Source organism: Chryseobacterium sp. OSA05B (genome assembly GCF_019970065.1).
Lineage (GTDB): Bacteria > Bacteroidota > Bacteroidia > Flavobacteriales > Weeksellaceae > Chryseobacterium.
The window spans coordinates 48,650-66,912 of the sequence record NZ_JAHXYH010000002.1 but is presented as its reverse complement, the minus strand read 5'-3'; the positions used below and the strand labels follow the sequence as shown (position 1 = coordinate 66,912).

Genomic DNA, 18,263 nt, shown 5'->3' with positions numbered 1-18,263 from the left:
GTATTTATTTTTTTAATTAAAGAGAAAGAAAGGCATATCCGAAAGATAGCACGGAAATAATAATTCCGGCCATAAATATCTTATACGTTACCGATAAAAGTTTGTATTTTCTGTCAAGAACTTTTCCCAGGAAATAAAGGTCTTTTACCATAGAATCGTAGATATAATCTCTGTCTTTGATCAGGTCTTTCATTGCATTGTGATAGTCGTTGAACATCATCTGGTGAAAGTTTCCGAAGAACAGAAGATTCACTTTCCTTTCCGTGATATCCTGAGCTGTAAAACTGGTTTTCGTAACATTCGGTTTTGTAGATAAGATCGCAAAAATGATCGTCAACACACTTGAAAGTAACAGGACAAAACTTGGAATGATCAAGTGCGCATTCTTCGGCGTATCCAGCTTGGGAACCAACACAGATAGACAAACCGAAATAATGATGGCATTGACGGAAAGAAGAATATTCGCCTTGCTGTCTGCAATATCACTCAGTCTTGTGTGGTTATTCAAAGTTACCCGGAACAGCGTATCTACACTGCGGTCAGATTTTGCTTCCTTAGGTTCTTTTTTACTTTCCGAATTGTCTTTTTTGTCTTTGTCCTCTTTCTTATCCTCCTCCTTTTCTAGTTTCTTTTCGATCTTTTTGATATTTTTATTTTTCAGAGGATTCCAATTTTCCTTTGCGTATTCGGTGTAATAATGATGCTTGTTTTTCAGCATATCAAGATTTCCGGCATTCCATTCTTCATTGGAGAAGCATCTTACATTGGTAAGCTCCCACTCTTTTCTCAGTGCATCGGAAATATCATTGTAATCGTGGCTGGCAAAGTGGCTGCAGTCTGCATCTTTTACAATTTTTTCCAAAAGATTCTGTGGCTCATAAGTGATCTTTGTTGCCAGAATCAATTGAGAAACATCTTCAATATAGGTTTCAGGATAATTTTCCTGCTTCAGAAAATCGGTAAGGATCTGTACTCCTCTTTCCTCATGATTCTGGGCACATTCTATATAACCGGTATCATGGAACCACAGCGCCAGCAGAACCTTTTCCTGGTCTTCTTTGGATACAGGCGTATTTCGCAAGATCTCCTCGGCCTTATTGACAGTATAGGTCGTGTGAATAAAATTATGGTAAAAGTATACAGAAGATAACCTATCTTTGAATAAGATTTCGACATAATCTTTAGCTTTGTGTAAAATGCTCATTCCTGAATTTTTGTTAATGTAAATTTATGAATTTATCCTTTAAAAGTCATTTAAAAAATACTTCTATTGCCTTTCGAGCTGTATTGTCTGCAGGAGTTCTGTATTCCTGCGCAACATATAACGTAAAAAAGGGTAAAAACTTATTTGAAGTTAAAAATTCTGATATAAAATCTGAGACTGATTTTAAAGTTTTTCTGATTGGAGATGCCGGAAACTCAGACGATACTCAGGCTCAAAACACCCTCAATTTACTCAAAAACAAACTGGATTCTGCGGACAGCAACTCTATGCTGATCTTTCTTGGCGATAATATCTATCCCAACGGAATACCGAAGGAATCTGACAAAGACTATGCACTGGCCAAACAGAAACTGGAAAACCAGCTTGCCATCACCAAAAATTTCAAAGGGAAAACACTCGTTATTCCTGGAAATCATGACTGGAACAGTGGCCTGGACGGATTAAAAGCTCAGGAAGACTTGGTGAAAGCCTACTTCAATGATAAAAAAGCGTTCCTTCCTAAAAATTCCTGTGGTATCGATGATATCAACTTGTCAAAAGACATTAAACTTATCGTTATAGACACCGAATGGGCATTGGTCAACTGGGATCAGTATCCGGGCGTCAATAAAAACTGCACCATCAAAACCCGTGAAGACTTCTTCACAGAGTTTAAAGATCTGGTGACTAAAAATCAGGATAAAAGAATCATTGTGGCCCTTCATCACCCGGTGATCAGCAGTGGTACCCACGCAGGATTCAATTCTGCGAAATCACATCTTTATCCTTTGAAAAGCAAGATTCCGGTTCCGGTAGTTGCCAGCGTGATCAACGTTTTGAGAAGTTCTTCGGGAGCAAGTCTTGAAGATATCAACAATCAGCATTATGCAGATCTGGCCAACCGGTTGAAAAGTATCGTTCAAGATAAAGAAAATATCATATTCGTTTCCGGACACGATCACAACCTGCAGTATCATGAAGAAAGAAACATCAGACAGATCGTGAGCGGTGCCGGTTCTAAAACAGATCCTTCCACCATTGCTGAGAAGACCGATTTTTCTTACGGAGGCAGCGGTTTTGCCGTTCTTAATATCCGAAAAGATCAAAGCACAGACGTAGAGTATTTCTCTACAAAAGATAATCATCTTAAAAAGCTTACCCATATTTCGGTGATTTCAAAACCGGATGTATTTGTCAATAATTATCCAACATCATTTCCGGGAACAGTTCAGTCCAGTGTTTATCCTGTAAAACTTACCCAAAAAGGAGGCGTTTATCGTTGGCTTTGGGGAGAACATTACAGAAAATATTACGGAATTCCGGTGGACGCCCCTACCGCAGATCTTGCTGTCCTGAATGGTGGATTTACCCCTTTCAGAGAAGGTGGCGGAAACCAGTCGAACAGTTTAAGACTGAAGGCTGCGGACGGACAGGAATTTGTAATGCGTGGTGTAAAAAAGAGTGCCGTGCGTTTCCTGAATAATATGGCTTTCAAAAAAAGCACTTTCGGGAATGAGCTGAACAATACGTTTCCTGAAAAGTTCCTGCTTGATTTTTATACAACCAATCATCCGTTTACGCCTTTTTCAGTAGGAAATATGGCGGATAAACTGAATATTTTCCACAGCAACCCCAAATTATATTACATTCCGAAGCAATATGCTTTAAGAGAATACAATGAAAATTACGGGGATGAAATGTACATGATCGAAGAACGTTTTTCTTCTGATCCTAAAACGTTAGCCTCACTGGATAATGCCAAAAACATTGTTTCCACAGACGATGTTCTGAAAAATTTCACTAAAAATTATAAATATTCTGTAGACCGCGAATCGTATATCAGAGCAAGACTTTTTGATATGCTGATCGGCGACTGGGACAGACATTCTGATCAGTGGAAATGGGCAGAATATCAGGACGGTGACAAAGTGGTTTACAAACCGATCCCGAAAGACAGAGATCAGGCCTTCAGTAAGTATGACGGTGCTGCTTTCAAACTTATTATGAATGTTCCTGCCATCCGTCACATGAAAACTTTTAAAGAAGAGATCAAAAATGTGAAGTGGATGAATATGGAGCCGTATCCGATGGATCTTATCTTCTTAAAAGGCGCCACTCAGGAGGAATGGACCGCACAGGCTAAGTATATTCAGGAGCATCTTACGGATGTAGATATTGACGATGCCTTCACCAATCTTCCGAAAGAAGTAAAGGATGAAACTATTGCTGATATTCAGAGAAAATTAAAAATAAGAAAAACAAAACTGCAGGATTATGCGGCTCAGTATTATGATGTGCTGCAGGAAAAAGTTTCTCTGGCAGGAACGGTGAATCCTGACCAATTCGTTATTACCAAAGACCGTCATTCCGTTACGGTAAAACAGTATAAATTAGACAAGAATAAAGAAAATCCTGAATTGGTTTTTGAGAAGACCTATGATGACTCGAAAACGAAGGAACTTTGGATCTACGGTCTGGAAGATGATGATATTTATGATGTTTCAGGAGATGGAAGACCAAAGATGAATATCAGACTTGTCGGTGGCTATAACCACGATGTATACAATATCGCTGATGGAAAAAGCGTGAAAATTTATGACTTTAAATCTCAGAAAAACACGTACAACGGTTCCGGAACGAAAAACATTTCTGATGATTACGATATCAACACCTACAATTACAAGCATCCGAAATACAATTTCTTTGCCGGTTATCCGAATTTGGATTACAACCCGGATGATGGGGTGATCATAGGTGTTCTGGCTAATTATACGGTTAATAATTTCATCCGGGATCCTTACACCCAAAAACATAGTCTGAGGGCTAATTTTTATACTGCAACCGGTGGATTCAACGTGGCTTATAAAGGAATCTTCAAAAAAGCCATATCGGGTTGGGATTTCAATCTTGATGCCGCATACACGACACCGAGATTTGCTGAAAACTTCTTCGGACTGTCTAATGAAAGTAAATACGACAAAGAAAATACGGAAAGGGAATACAACAGAGCGAGAATCTCCAAGTTTAATTTTGCTCCGTCTGTCTCTAAAAAAAGCTGGATGAATCTTCAACATCAGTTCCAGCTGACCTTTGAGGATAATAAGGTTCAGCAGAAAGGAAACCGTTTTGTAGACCAGTCTCCAGACGTAAGACCTGAGGTTTTCAAGAGCCAGCAATTTGCAGGAGCCAATTATACATTCAGCTTTAAAAATTTAGATAATAATGCCTTTCCTACTTTAGGCCTGGAATTCTTAGTGAATGCAGACTGGAAAACCAATCTCGCCAACACCGAAAAGAATTTCTTTACCCTGAATGGAACACTGACCATAGATCACCGACTTGACAAAAGAGGAAATTTTGTTTTTGCGAACTCCAGTAATGCAATGTGGATCAGCAATAACAATTTTGAATTCTACCAGGCAGCTAGCATCGGTGGGAATAATGGAATGAGGGCTTTCAGAAATGACAGGTTCTCAGGAAAGTCTTATTTTACCAACAATTCTGAGATCCGCTGGGATTTCGGAAGGGTAAGAAACAATATTATTCCTGCCAATATGGGGGTTCTTATCGGCTATGATATCGGCCGTGTATGGAATGACAATGAGGATTCTACGAAGTGGCATCAGTCTGTAGGAGCTGGTTTCTGGATGAGCGTTGTAGACATGTTCTCCGCGAGATTGAATTATTTTCACGGCTCGGATGGAGGCCGAATTTCTGCGGGTGTAGGGATGACTTTTTAAAATAATCTGATTTCTATTTTTCAATACAAATTCTGCGTCTCATGATGCAGAACGATGAATTTTATTTATTAACTCTAATTTAATTTAAATTTAAAAATTCGTTGTTTTCATTTGTAAATCATTACGAATAAAGTAAATACGATTAGGAAAGCCAATTCATATCATCCACGACTTCAAACCATTACACCCATAGCCCAATATGTTTGTACATCTTTTAAAAATTCAATGATTTAAAAAGAATCTATATTTGTTTTAAATTATTTCAACAAAAACAACTATTGGATGAAAAAAACGCTATTATACATGGCATTATTTGTCATGTCTTTAAATGCACACGCACAAGTGGGTATAGAAACACCAACACCACAAAGTACTTTACATGTCAACGGAAGCCTTCAGGTGGTCAAAGACCTTAATGTAGGGGGCAATGCCAAGACCAGAGGAAACTCGGGAAACCGCGGTGAAGTTTTAATGTCAAACGGAGCCGGAACCGCACCTACCTGGGGCACTATTGAATCTCAGAATTTTTTAAAAGTAGTATTTGTCGGCAACAAGACTGACACCAACCCGAGTTCCGGAAGTTATACAGGAACGGGAAGCAACCCCGTAAGCACGCATGAAAGCTATGCAAAAAGCTATGTTTATAATGTGAGTAATAAAGTGGATAATACCTACCTGAAGTACAACTCCACTACAGGAGTATTCACCGTTGTAAAGCCGGGATATTACAACATTGTGCCATATATTACGTATGACCTGAGCTTAAACGGTAACGGATATACAGCCGGAACAGCAAAATCTTCCATCCAGAAGGTTTCTCCGGCAACGGAAACACTGGCATCGATATCTACAGGACATGGCGAACGTACCCTTGCGGTGAATCATAACCTGTCGTCTATTACGTATTTTAATAAGGATGATACCTTCAGAGTCCGTTGTGTGTATACCCAAAATTTCAGATTATCTGCCGGGAATATTCACATTTCTTATCTTACTCCATAAGACATTTTTGAGTTTAACCCTTTTGCCGCTATTTGGCTTGAGGGTTAAGTTCAAATCTATATACATTTCCGCCCGTCTCTTTATCCTTTTCATCAGCGATCAGCAAGGTTTTATCATCAAGAAAAACAACTGCTTCTTTTTGGGAGTTGTGGTTTAAAGATATTTTTTCAATTTTGGACGTATTGAAATTGTCTGCCGTAAATCCTGAAAGAACATGAATATTTTTATGGGTAAGCAGAACGATTTTATCCTGAGTACTGTTCAGGGCCGCCGAAGTAATGGCAGCATCGCTGTATTTCCCATCAAGCTTTAATTTCCCTACTAATTTTGCTTCAAAATCCCCTTCTTTATTAGGAACCTGGAAAACCAGGAAAGTTCCGTCAAAACCTTTGCTTCTGTTCTTGGTGAAAAGATAGAAGTTTCCATTCATTTCTACGAAAGCTTCGCAGTCATACAGCAGGTTTGACTTCTTGGGAGGAAATTCAGTCTGTCCTTCATAATGAAATTTTGTGGTCTGAACGGCCTGTGTTGCTTTTTCGGTGGCATCTTTCAAATCCAGCTTTAAAATAGCCAGATTCTTTCTGTTATTGTCATTATTTCCAAAATCTCCAAGGTAAATATTTCCCTGAGCATCTTTTGTAATATCTTCCCAGTCATTGTTTTCAGCATTTTCTACCAGAACATCCGTTACCAGCTTGCCCTGTTTATCCAAACCGTACACGACATTTTTATTACCCTGGTCTTCTATAGCCCAAATGGTATTTTTATCTTGGGACAAAACAATTCCTGAAACTTCTTTCAGTTTTTTAGGCAGAGCAAATTCCACTGTCAATTCATCAGTTTTAGGGGTATCCTGAGCTTTAGGGTTACAACTCCACAATAAAAAAGCGGATAGGGTAAGAATACGCAACATAGCTATTTTTTTAATTTTTTAAACTGAACATACGAGTACCGTATATTTTTCTCTAAGTTATTAATAATCTGCTGATGGTAAAGAAAAAAACCAGCCGTCAGCCCGATTAAACTTCCGATAATAGTATCCAGAAGTCTTGCATGCATCAGGTTTTCTACATTATGATGAACAAGGCTACCGGTTTCCGTCAGAAGAATCGTTAATGGTGTTATAAATATTACAGCAAAACCGTAGTTTCTTACAATAAGCAATTCAATAATAAACTGCAGTATCGCAATAATGATAATCATTTCTATTTTTGCGGGATTAAACAGCAGGATGAGCCATGCAAAACCTATTCCAATAAAGGTTCCCAGGATCCTGTGCATATTTCTTTGACGCACATGTTCAAAATTCCTGCCCTGAATAATGGCTACCGCCGCAATGGAGATCCAGTAGGTGTTTTCAAATTTCAGAAGATGTCCCACAATCAGGGTTAACATCATAAAGAAGCCGATAATACTGCTTTCTACAAATTTAGTATATCTTCTTTTATTAAACCTTCTCCTTCTAGGGATCGATAAAACATCCCCTTTTTCGATAAAAACAGAGTACAGAAACGCCAGCGTACAGGATAAGATTGCTCCCATAGCTACAAGCCCAACCCGTGTGGGGATCATTTCAAGGTCAAACTGATAGGTACTGGCCATGGCTGCCAGCATAATAAAGAAAAAATTTCCGGGTGGAGGAATTTTAAAATACGAGGTAATAAAGTGCGCAAGAAAAGATACAATTCCCAAAGACAAACCTGCTGCATACGCATTAAAGCTGAAAAACAGACTGATCGTAAAGGAAAAAACCATCCCGAATGCACAGACCGCCAGATGCACCATCCTTTGTGTAATGGGCGCTGAAGTGAAATATAAAATCGTCAGAGCGCCCAAACTGGACAAACTGCCGTAGTTAGGTTTTCCCAAAAAATAACCGATGAAAAGGCAACTTCCTATACAAAGTGCTGCGAGGAACGGAAAGTGCCATTTCCTTTCTGTTTTTTTGAACTCCAGCAAATACTGGAACCTGTGGTGTACGCGACGCTGTACCTTCATTTTATGACATCAGTTTCGCTTTCTCCCACAGCACATCCATTTCCTCCAGAGAGAGGTCGGAAAGCTTAAGATCAGATTCTTCTGCCAGTACTTCCATTTTCTGGAACCTTGAGATGAATTTTAAATTGGTTCTTTCCAGTGCAGAATCCGGGTTCAATCCTGATATTCTGGCATAATTGATCAGGGAGAAAAATACATCTCCTAACTCCAGCTCTTTTTTATCCGGATCAGTTTCTTCGTGAAATTCCTTGATCTCTTCATCCACTTTTTTCCAGGCATCTTCCGCATCATGAAACTCAAAACCGATTCCTTTTACTTTATCCTGAATCCTGTAGGCTTTTACCAAACTTGGAAGACTCTTTGGAACACCGCCCAAAATAGACTTGTTTCCTTCTTTAAGTTTCAGTTTTTCCCAGTTCTGCTTCACTTCTTCTTCGTCTTTCACTTCTGTATCACCATAAATATGAGGATGACGGAAGATCAGTTTTTCATTTAAAGAATTGATGACATCTGCAATATCAAAGCTTTCTTTCTCTGATCCTATTTTAGAATAAAAAACAAGATGCAGCAAAACATCTCCCAACTCTTTTTTGATTTCCTGTAGATCTTCCTGCAAAATAGCATCCGAAAGTTCATAAGTTTCTTCCAGCGTCAGATGACGAAGCGACTGCAGCGTCTGCTTCTGATCCCACGGACATTTTTCACGCAAATCATCCATGATATCTAATAATCTTCCGAAAGCTTCTAGTTTTTCTTGTCTGGTATTCATAAATTGAGAATTCAAAGTGATGCAAATTTAGGGTAAATCTTTAAGTAAGCCGTTTTAAATTGGTGATAAAAAATCCCTGTCAGAAATTTCTGACAGGGATTGATATTTTAAATTCGGGATAGATTATCCTTTTTTAGTGTGTGTACTTTTTGGAGCTGCTTTTGCTGCCGAAGTAGCTTTTACTTTTGGAGCGGCAGGTTTTTCAGCTTTTGGAGCTGCTTTTTTAGGAGCATCTTTGTCAATGCTTATTTCTTCCTGTACCCCATCCAATGTTTCAGGTTCTGCTTTTACGAAGCTTTCCGGAGTAATGTATCCTGCTTTCTGAAGAAGATTGTACCACTGAGCCAATTTCTTGATATCTGAAGCATATACTCTTTCTGTATCATAATTAGGAAGAGATGCCGCCATGAAATCTTTCAGAACTTCGTCAGAAGATTTGTGATTAATGGTTTCTTTGTAATCATAATTTTTAGCAATATTTTCAAAAACTTCGAACAAAGGAACTTCTTTATCAAATGTAAACATCGCAATATTATCCAATAAACTCACCTGACTTGAGTTTCCAATGCTTACTTTTTTCTTGGAAGTAACATCTTCAATGATGAAACCGTTTCTTAATTGAGAAACTAATTTGAAAAGTCCTGGCTTTCCGGAAATTGAAATTATTTTTTCTAACAGCATAATTTTATTTTTTGTAAATTCTGCAATCTGCGCGGGGCTTTTTGCTTTTTATTATTTTGTTTTTTAATCCTTGTTTAAATTACTTTGGAAATCTCATTTTGTAACTGATACTCACCTCACCCTGGGAGATTTTCGTCAGTTTACCTTTTACGAGTTTTTTCTTCAATACACTCAAATGGTCTGTAAACAGCACGCCTTCAATGTGATCATATTCATGCTGAATTACGCGGGCTCTAATATCGGAAAAAGTTTCTGTATGTTTCACAAAATTTTCGTCATAATATTCAATAACGATCGTTTCTTTTCTCTTTACATCTTCTCTTACATCCGGAATAGAAAGACATCCTTCATTGAATTTCCATTCTTCACCGGATTCCTCAAGAATCGTTGCATTAATGAAAACCTTCTTAAAATCAGCCAGTTCATCTTTGATATCCTCGTAATCTTCGTCGTCTGCAAGAGGAGTCACATCAATCACGAACAGGCGTAAGTCCAGCCCAATCTGCGGTGCAGCAAGGCCTATGCCGTTTGCACTGTACATCGTTTCAAACATATTATCTATAAGTTCCTGTAAACCGGGATAATCTTTGTCTATATCTTTCCCTACTTTTCTCAAAACAGGATCCCCAAAAGCTCTTATCGGTAAAATCATCTTATTCTTTGTTCTAAAAAATTCTGCAGTATGATAGTTGCACTTACTTTATCTATTAACCCCTTCTCCTGTCTCTTTTTTTTGCTTTTTCCGCTTTGGGAAATAAAAAAAGAAGCCATTTTAGAGGTAAATCGTTCATCTAAACGGTGGACCGTGATACCGGAAAATTCTTTCTGAAATCCTTCAATGAATTTTAAGATATCCGTTTCCACTTCGGAAACATTCCCTTTTAAATCTGTAGGAAGTCCTACTACTACTTCATCCACTTTGTTTTCGATGAAATATTTCTTCAAAAATTCCATCAAAACCCGTGTTTCCACAGTATCCAGGCCGCTTGCAATAATCTGCATATCGTCTGTTGCAGCGATACCGCAGCGTGCCTTTCCGTAGTCTATTGCAAGGATCTGTCCCATAAGTGTGCAAATTTAGTAAAATTTAATGATTTTATTCATAACGCAGCTTTTTTATAAAAATCATGTTTTATTCCATTATTTTTTTTATAATTTTAATCTTCCAAAAAACGATAATATGAAGAAACTCATCCTCGTAAGACATGCAAAAAGCGACTGGCCGGAAGAAACGGAGGACTTCGACAGACCTTTGGCAGACAAAGGATTGAAAGATGCGATGAACATGTCCAGATTCATGAAAAGCAATAATATTTCTATTGATCATTTTGTTTCGAGCCCGGCGGTGCGCGCACTGAATACGTGTAAGATCTTTAATCAAACCTATCAGCTTAAGGTTGATACTGAAGATCAACTTTACAATCCATCGGAAAGAAATTTCGAATCTGTAATCTACGACCTGGATGACAATGTGAGTTCTGTAGCTCTTTTTTCTCATAACAACGGAATATCCAATTTTGCAAATTCCATCTCTGAAGATATTTTTCACTTCCCGACCTGCGGAGTAGCCGGTTTTGAAATAGACTGCAATTCATGGTCTGAATTTGACGGTGCCAAAAAGAGACTCCTGTTCTTTTATGAGCCCGGGAAAATATAATTTTATCTGTTTTTATCTGCTTACGCTCCTCTTTTTTTCATGTCACAAAAAGGAGAAGACTTATAGTGAAACCATCACTATCAATGATGTTAAGCTGCCAAAAGCAAAACCCGGAGACTGGAGATACTCAAGAGATGAAGAATTTCAGACTTTTGAGGATTTTCAAAAGCTAAAGAAAATAAAACCGGAACCGGGGAAAAATACAGTTTATCTGCAACCCATCGGAGAATTCAATGAATTACAGAAAAAGGAAATAAAACTTACCCGTGAGTATTTAAGTATCTATTTTCAGCTGCAAACAAAAGTTCTTCCCGTTTTATCCAATACCATTTTTCCAAAAACAGCGAGAAGAATTTTTAAAGACGGTCAGGAGCAAATTCTGGCAGGTTACGTTCTGGACAGCATCCTTATCAAACGAAAACCTAAAGATGCTGTGGTCTTCATGGGAATCACAGAAAAAGACCTTTTTCCAAGACCTGAATGGAATTATGTTTTCGGTATCGCATCTTATCAGGACGGTGTGGGGGTAACTTCTATGTACAGATTTGCCAACGGAGGCCTGACGGATTCTAATTTTAATGAAAGTCTTGAGAGGTTGATCAAAATAAGTTCTCACGAAATCGGACATATGTTCGGACTTAGCCATTGTCTGAATGCGAACTGTGTGATGAACGGAACCAACTCGCTCACGGAAACTGATTTCCACTTTGCAAGAGCATGCTCACTCTGTCAGCAAAAATTAAATTCAAGCATTCCGTATGATCCTAAGAAACGGCTTCCGGATCTAAAGCATTTCTTTGAAAAACAGCATTTAAATCCTGAACTTTCCCGTGCGGAGCATGATCTTCAACTTTTAAAATAATTTTTTTCCGTACAAATATCATTAATAGGTTTTGGCTAAAGCCGGATTCTACAATCTGTTTACGTGTAAACGGGCTAAAGCCCGTTCCTATTGAATGATAAGGTTTTCTGTTAAAAATCATTCAAAAATTACATATTTTATATCTAAAATAAGAGGCAAAATTTCTTTTATAATTCTACATTTTATTGCGGGAAGATTTATTATCCTTTGTTCATGATATTTGTCAGACCCGTGGGGATTTTATTTTTAATAAAGTATTTTTGTTTAAAATTTAATTATTCTAAATAAAAATAAAATGAAAAGACAACTTTATTTCTTAGTTTTAGTTCTGCTTTTAGCGGGAAACAAAATGTATTCACAAGCTGCTGCCAATGTCTTCATCGAGAATCTTGGAACTCCCAATCCGATGGTTATTAATGGTAATACGATGTATATCGGTATTTATTATCTGGATAAGGTCGTTAAGGTAAATATTGATGATCCCAGCGCTGCGCCGATTGACGTGGTAACGGGAGTGAACCGTCCTTATGGCCTTGCTTTAAAAGATAATATCCTATACGTTTCAGAATTCGGAGCGGGTAGACTTTCTAAAGTTGATCTGACTGCTGCTAACCCAACTCCACAAGTCATATTAGGGGGAATAAGCAGTCCGCTTGGTCTTGAATTCGTAGGAAATGAACTTTATATGGCTCTTGAAGGGGATAATAAAATTGCTAAAATAGACGTAAGCCAAGCTAATCCTCAGTTGATCGACGTGATCCCTGCAAAATCTCCTTTTGAAATTGAAATTATTAATAATGTCATTTATTTTACAGAGCGGTTTGAAGGAAAGCTTTCAAAATTCGATATGACTACATCAATCGGTCCCACCACAATAGCACAGGGATTAAGCTATCCGTCAGGTCTTGCTTTTCATGGAAAAGATCTGTTTATCTGTGAGGCAGGTGCTTCTAAAGTTTCCAAAATTAATGTCACTCAGTCCAATCCTGTCGTGTCCACAGGTCTTGTGTCCACTGGATTTGATTATCCTTCCGGATTAGCTGTCAAAGACAATATGATCTATGTAACCGACTTTTTTGCAGGTTCTGTGTTAAAAGCAGATCTGGCTGCATTATCAGTTTCAGATCATAAAAGCCGTGAACATACAACATTAATTTATCCGAATCCGGCTAAGGAAACATTAAAGGTTATGAATGCTCCGTCACAGGATTATAAAATCTATGGGATGGTTGGAAACCTTGTGCTTTCAGGAAAATTAGAGCGGGATTCTATTGATGTGAGTAAGTTAATCAAAGGTGCTTATATCATTCAAATCGGGGATGTTATTAAGAAGTTTATTAAAGATTAAGGGGCTGGAAGCAAGAAGAGGGAGGTTTGAAGTTACTATTAGACTTAATATTTTTTATAGTCATTATTTAGACTCTTAATAACTTCTCTCTTCGACCTTCTAATAACCGATCATCTATAAATCAGAAGAGAAGAGCTCCAATATTCGTTGGAGCTCTTTTTTGATTTGGCTAAAGCCCATTTGCAAATGTTTAATAAAAAAACGGACTAAAGCCCGTTTCTATTGAATATTTTAAGTTATATAATTAACTGTGTATCTTATTTATCTTCTCAGATCCAAATCATCAAAGTCGAAGCTGAAATCAGTAACATCTGAAATTGGTTTTAATCTGGCGGATTCTGCTTTTCCGGTTTCATCATAATCAAAAATAATATAGGCATCGGCATCATAGCTTCTGTCATCCCATTTAATGATGAATGAATTATTGGAATAAGGAAGTAATTCTCCTTTCAGACGCGGAGAATTTTTACATGAAATTCTGTATGTATTTCCTTGTTGCGAAATTTCTACCTCTCCAAACCATTGGTCATTGTATTTTCCTACGAACTGCTCTGCTTTAGGCTGAATATTTTTTTCTTTTTTGAAGGCATCTGATTTAGCAAAGGCTTCTTTTTTCTGCTTATCATACTCAGCATTGACTTTCGTCATTCTTTCCCCGTAAGTTTTCAGCCAGTTTCTGTCTGCCACTCCAAGATAAGAATCTTTCACCGTATTCGTAATAGAGTTGAACGCTGCTCCTGACTGTTGGTTGGTAAGTACTACGATTCCTAATTTCAGATCGGGGATTAAAGTAAACTGGGTAACCGTTCCGATAAGACCTCCTGTATGCTGAATCTGTTTATGCCCTTTAACATCACTTAAGAACCATCCCAATCCATACCCATAAAAGCTGGTGTCATAAGGATTTTTCATAGCGACTCTGTCCGGGATCTGTAAGCTCCATAACTGCTGCACATTTTTATCGGAAACGAGCTTTTTACCGTCTTTTGTTGTAAAATTATTTAAAAGGCAATCTGCCCATGTGGTCATATCTTTGATGTTACTCATAATTCCACCCGCAGCATTACCGGTTTCATTCCAGTCGTGAGGAACGGCAATGGCTTTTCCATCTACAGGGGCGTGTGCATCGATCTTATTGGCTACTGCTTTGGCTCTGTTGTAGCTTCCAAAACTTGAAGTCATACCTACCGGTTTCATAATTCTCTGCTCAATAAATTCTGCCCAGCTCAGTCCGGAAATCCTGTGAATGACTTCTCCGGCGACGATGAACATGACATTATTATAGTCCAACTTAGTTCTGAACGGATTTTCAGGCTTCAGATATCTGACGTTGTGAATAATATCATTAACGGTCATATTTCCGCCTTCCGGAAAAAACATCAGATCGCCCTGTCCCAAACCTAAGCCCGCTCTGTGGGTAATAAGATCTTTTATAGTTACATTTTGGGAAACGTACGGATCGTACATCTGAAATTCAGGGATGTATTTTGATACTTTATCGTCCCAGTTCAGTTTTCCTTCGTCTGCTAAAATAGCCAGGGCAGTACAGGTAAAACCTTTTGAGTTAGAAGCGATTCCAACCAATGTATTATCATCCATCGGTTGTTTGGTGGTTAAGGAACGCTGTCCGAAACCTTTGGAATAGATTACTTTTCCATCTTTTATAATCCCTACAGACATTCCCGGAACGTCGAAAGTTTTCAAAGTATTCTGGATCAGTTCATCCAATTTTTTTTCTTCAACCTGAGCATTGAAGAGCCCTACCGCTGCGAGAAAAAGTAAAAAAGAAAATTTCTGCTTCATTTTTTTTTAATTTTCTCAAATTTAGTAAATATTAGGTCATACAGGCTTCCGTTATAAAACTTTGTCTATTTAAAAGGAATCTAAATCTTAATAAAAAATAAATCTTTCCTAACTTTGCACAAATCTCAGAACTTCATGACAAAAATCCTCCTTCTTTCCGATTCTCATTCCTATATAGATGACCGTATCTTAGAATATGCGTCTCAGGCCGATGAAATCTGGCATTGCGGAGATTTTGGAAGCATAGAGGTTATCGAGGAACTGGAAAAAATAAAGCCTTTAAAAGGAGTTTACGGAAATATAGACAACGCGAAGATCAGGGCTGAGTTTCCTGAAGTAAACCGTTTTTTCTGTGAAGATCTTGAAGTTCTGATGATCCATATCGGAGGTTATCCCGGGAAATATACACCACTGACCAACAAAGAAATCTCTGAGAAGGCCCCGAAATTATTTATTTCAGGACATTCTCATATTTTGAAGGCTATGTTTGACAAAAAAAATAATCTTCTTCATCTGAATCCTGGAGCCTGTGGAAAACAGGGATGGCATAAGGTGAGAACGATGATGCGTTTTGTAGTGGAAGGACAAGAAATAAAGGATCTTGAGATCATTGAGCTGGGACCGAAGAATTAATTTTGAAAACAATAAAAGAAGAGGAACAATACATGAAAATCGGGGACAAAGTTTCTGTAGTAGATGAAGATTTAAGCGGGGTAATCACTTCCGTAAAAGGCAATATTGTTGTTTTTAAAGATGAGTATGGATTTACCTATCAATATCCAAAAGAAAAGCTGGTTCCAAAAAACGCCGACCTTTATGAAAACATCCGGATCATCAAAAAAGCGGAACCGAAGAAAGTAGTTTCCAAAAAACACCAGAAAAATCATATGGTCCTGGATCTTCACTTTCATCATCTGGTTAAAAACCCCAGTGATTATGATAGTTTCGAAAGGCTCTTCATTCAAAAGGCAAAACTGATGGAAGTTCTTAATTTCTGCAGAAAACATAATCTGAAAAGGTTAGAGATCGTTCATGGTATTGGTGACGGAACCCTGCAGAGAATGGTTATGGATGTTTTGGAAAGCCAGTCGGATATTGATTTTTATAATAAGGAAATACTTCACCATCAATCAGGTGCCGTTATGATAGAATTTCACTAAATTTGCATCAATTGAAATATGAACGCACTTAATTTACTTTTTACCAAAGACGGATTAATCTGCCAGATTGCAAAGAACAAAAGCATTGTGGAGGAAAAGTCTTATTTCGTTACCGAAGAAACACCGGAAAATCTCATCGAGGATAAACTTGATGAAATTCTTCTTAAGCAAAGGTTTGAAGAGATCCACGTGATCTCTGCACTGAATCATTTTACACTGATGCCGGAAGGATTTTCAGAGCATGAGGCAGGATTCGAACTGATCGCCTTCAATGCTCCTGCAGATAAGGAAAAAGAAGAATTAATGCTTTCTGTGAACAAAAGATTCGGCGTACAGTTTTATTATACGTTCCCAAAAAACTTTTATAAGAAAATAAAAGAACTGGCGGTTCCGGTTCATTTTAATTTTTCAGGAGAGAAGTTTTTAAATTCCATCAATAATAAAAACAATAAAGAGATTCATATCAATTTATACCACAACCAGTGTGAGTTTTTTGCCATCGATAACAAGAAGGTGATTTTATACAATAACCTGGATGTGAATTCTGAAGTAGACTTTCTCTATTTCGTGATGTTTACCCTGAGTAAAATAGGCTTTGGTATCAATGAAACCAACTTTTACGCGTATGGTGAAACTACAGAAAATGAAACCTTTATCTCCGAACTTCAGAAGTTCGTCAAGAATATGAGAATTGTTTTTGACAATGTTCCCAACAAGAATTTTATACTGAACTAACGAAATAAAAAAGGTACTGTCTGAGACAGTACCTTTTTTATATTATTTCATATTACTTAGAATAGTGTATATCCTAATATAACTGAGAAGTTTTTGTAATCTGCCGTGCGGACACTGCTGTCGCTTCCAAACAAGTTTCTCTTCGTATGCATATTCAATTCTACACTGAATCTGTCATTGTATTTATAACCTACTCCAAATCCAAAATTGGTGGATGATCCTATCTTTATTTTTTCAGCAGCAAACTGATATCTTTCGAATACCGCTTCAGATTCTCCTACCGGCACATCAAAAATAAATGAAGCATTGAAGAAAAACTTCGATTTCTCATTTAAAAATGCATAGTATCTCACCCCGATCGGAACTTCAATTGAAGAATATTTTATGCTGGCTCTGTTAGCTACAGTTTCACCTAAGATAGTAGTTGTAGGAACGTCTTTTTCTGTTTTTTTGAAGTACTGATAAGTCGGTTCTAATATGATTGCCCATTTGTTGTTGTTAAATGGCATTACATATTCAAGCTCTACTCCAATTCTGAAATTCGTCTGACTTCCGAAATCAGAACCGAAAATATCTGCTCCTTTTCCATTCGTCAGGTCTAAAGATGAAAAGTTCACCCCTGGTCTTACTGATACATGAAAAAAGCTATTCGAAGTTTTTTTCTCGAAACTCTTATAGTCCCCATTTTTACAGGTATTGAATTTGATAAAAATATCTTTAAGGTCACTTTCTCTGTATTCAAGACCGGAGATTTGTGATGCTTTAATATTTTCACAGTTGGATAAAGCCTGCAGCTGCCTCATATATGTATTGTTTTTGGCAACATTAGACCCGGAGATCATATAGCGTTTAAAAACCAACGGTTCTGTTTTACCTTCTTGCTGATAGAAAAAACGTTTTACATTTTCATTACTGTATCCGTATAGGGTATATTCTCCTTCAACAATAACCTTAAGAAAAGCGGTCTTTTTAGTAAATGACGGCTTTTCATCATCGTCCAAAGAATTGATATCATCACTGGACATATCAATATCCACTTCAGATCTTACATATTTTGCCTTTCCTTCTACTTCAAACTCCTTGATAACATCAACACTTAATAGTTTTGAAGATGCACTGTTATCCTGCTTAAATTCTATTTGAGAAGGAGACCTGTTCCAGTCCATATTTTTTATCAGTCCTTCAACCTTGCTGCCATCATTATTAATAACATATCCTTTTTCAAAGTTGTTTTGCGCTGATAACTGTACGCATAAAATGACACCGAATAAGAATGTCAATAAATGTTTGTTCATAATCATTAT

17 protein-coding genes are annotated in these 18,263 nt (G+C 37.5%); 8 read left to right on the top strand and 9 right to left on the bottom strand.

Annotated features, from left to right (window positions below; translation table 11 throughout):
* Positions 1–16: 16 nt before the first annotated feature.
* Positions 17–1,204 (bottom strand): Pycsar system effector family protein, encoded by a 1,188-nt coding sequence (locus LC419_RS07620; RefSeq protein WP_223606792.1) that lies wholly within the window; start codon positions 1,202–1,204, stop codon positions 17–19.
* Positions 1,205–1,230: 26 nt separating this feature from the next.
* On the opposite strand from LC419_RS07620, the gene LC419_RS07615 reads away from it, so the two are divergent.
* Complete coding sequence (locus tag LC419_RS07615; RefSeq protein ID WP_223606791.1) at positions 1,231–4,944, top strand: BamA/TamA family outer membrane protein; 3,714 nt, start codon at positions 1,231–1,233, stop codon at positions 4,942–4,944.
* Between the two features lie 282 nt (positions 4,945–5,226).
* Positions 5,227–5,946, top strand: a complete 720-nt coding sequence (locus LC419_RS07610; RefSeq protein ID WP_223606790.1) for a hypothetical protein — start codon at positions 5,227–5,229, stop codon at positions 5,944–5,946.
* A gap of 28 nt (positions 5,947–5,974) precedes the next feature.
* On the opposite strand, the gene LC419_RS07605 is transcribed toward LC419_RS07610, so the two are convergent.
* The 6 genes from LC419_RS07605 to ruvX all read right to left on the bottom strand — a co-directional run bounded on the left by LC419_RS07605 (position 5,975) and on the right by ruvX (position 10,459).
* A complete protein-coding gene (locus LC419_RS07605) occupies positions 5,975–6,859 on the bottom strand; it encodes a hypothetical protein (protein ID WP_223606789.1) in 885 nt (294 codons plus the stop codon).
* Between the two features lie 2 nt (positions 6,860–6,861).
* Entirely contained in the window at positions 6,862–7,944 is a 1,083-nt protein-coding gene (locus LC419_RS07600) for an FUSC family protein (protein ID WP_223606788.1), read from the bottom strand.
* Between the two features lies 1 nt (position 7,945).
* On the bottom strand, positions 7,946–8,713 hold the full coding sequence (mazG, locus tag LC419_RS07595) for a nucleoside triphosphate pyrophosphohydrolase (protein ID WP_223606787.1): 768 nt from the start codon (positions 8,711–8,713) through the stop codon (positions 7,946–7,948).
* Between the two features lie 123 nt (positions 8,714–8,836).
* Positions 8,837–9,394: a DUF5606 domain-containing protein gene (locus LC419_RS07590; protein ID WP_223606786.1), complete on the bottom strand. Its 558-nt coding sequence runs from the start codon at positions 9,392–9,394 to the stop codon at positions 8,837–8,839.
* Positions 9,395–9,473: 79 nt separating this feature from the next.
* Entirely contained in the window at positions 9,474–10,046 is a 573-nt protein-coding gene (gene def / locus LC419_RS07585) for a peptide deformylase (RefSeq protein WP_223606785.1), read from the bottom strand.
* Positions 10,043–10,459 carry a Holliday junction resolvase RuvX gene (ruvX, locus tag LC419_RS07580; protein WP_223606784.1) on the bottom strand — a complete coding sequence of 139 codons (417 nt, stop codon included), beginning with the start codon at positions 10,457–10,459 and terminating at the stop codon, positions 10,043–10,045. The genes def and ruvX overlap by 4 nt, the downstream gene beginning before the upstream one ends.
* 115 nt (positions 10,460–10,574) lie before the next feature.
* Between ruvX and LC419_RS07575 the strand changes: the two genes are divergently transcribed.
* From LC419_RS07575 to LC419_RS07560, 3 genes are all read left to right on the top strand, one after another.
* Positions 10,575–11,051: a histidine phosphatase family protein gene (locus LC419_RS07575; RefSeq protein WP_223606783.1), complete on the top strand. Its 477-nt coding sequence runs from the start codon at positions 10,575–10,577 to the stop codon at positions 11,049–11,051.
* Complete coding sequence (locus LC419_RS24125; protein WP_262901700.1) at positions 11,032–11,913, top strand: archaemetzincin; 882 nt, start codon at positions 11,032–11,034, stop codon at positions 11,911–11,913. The genes LC419_RS07575 and LC419_RS24125 overlap by 20 nt, the downstream gene beginning before the upstream one ends.
* Positions 11,914–12,208: 295 nt before the next feature.
* Positions 12,209–13,261, top strand: coding sequence for a T9SS type A sorting domain-containing protein (locus LC419_RS07560; RefSeq protein WP_223606782.1), 1,053 nt, complete (start codon positions 12,209–12,211; stop codon positions 13,259–13,261).
* A 261-nt stretch (positions 13,262–13,522) separates the two neighbouring features.
* Here the strand turns inward: LC419_RS07560 and LC419_RS07555 are convergent, their stop codons facing one another.
* Positions 13,523–15,064: a serine hydrolase gene (locus LC419_RS07555; RefSeq protein ID WP_223606781.1), complete on the bottom strand. Its 1,542-nt coding sequence runs from the start codon at positions 15,062–15,064 to the stop codon at positions 13,523–13,525.
* A 135-nt stretch (positions 15,065–15,199) separates the two neighbouring features.
* Between LC419_RS07555 and LC419_RS07550 the strand changes: the two genes are divergently transcribed.
* From LC419_RS07550 to LC419_RS07540, 3 genes are read left to right on the top strand one after another with little or no spacing between them, the layout of a single operon-like run.
* Positions 15,200–15,697, top strand: a complete 498-nt coding sequence (locus LC419_RS07550; protein ID WP_223606780.1) for a metallophosphoesterase — start codon at positions 15,200–15,202, stop codon at positions 15,695–15,697.
* 32 nt (positions 15,698–15,729) lie between these two features.
* Positions 15,730–16,224 (top strand): Smr/MutS family protein, encoded by a 495-nt coding sequence (locus tag LC419_RS07545; RefSeq protein WP_223607585.1) that lies wholly within the window; start codon positions 15,730–15,732, stop codon positions 16,222–16,224.
* 18 nt (positions 16,225–16,242) lie between these two features.
* The gene (locus LC419_RS07540; protein WP_223606779.1) at positions 16,243–16,959 is read left to right on the top strand and encodes a DUF3822 family protein; all 717 of its coding nucleotides are present in this window, start codon (positions 16,243–16,245) and stop codon (positions 16,957–16,959) included.
* A gap of 56 nt (positions 16,960–17,015) precedes the next feature.
* Here LC419_RS07540 and LC419_RS07535 read toward each other — a convergent pair whose 3' ends face one another.
* Entirely contained in the window at positions 17,016–18,254 is a 1,239-nt protein-coding gene (locus LC419_RS07535; RefSeq protein ID WP_223606778.1) for an outer membrane beta-barrel protein, read from the bottom strand.
* Positions 18,255–18,263 lie beyond the last annotated feature (9 nt).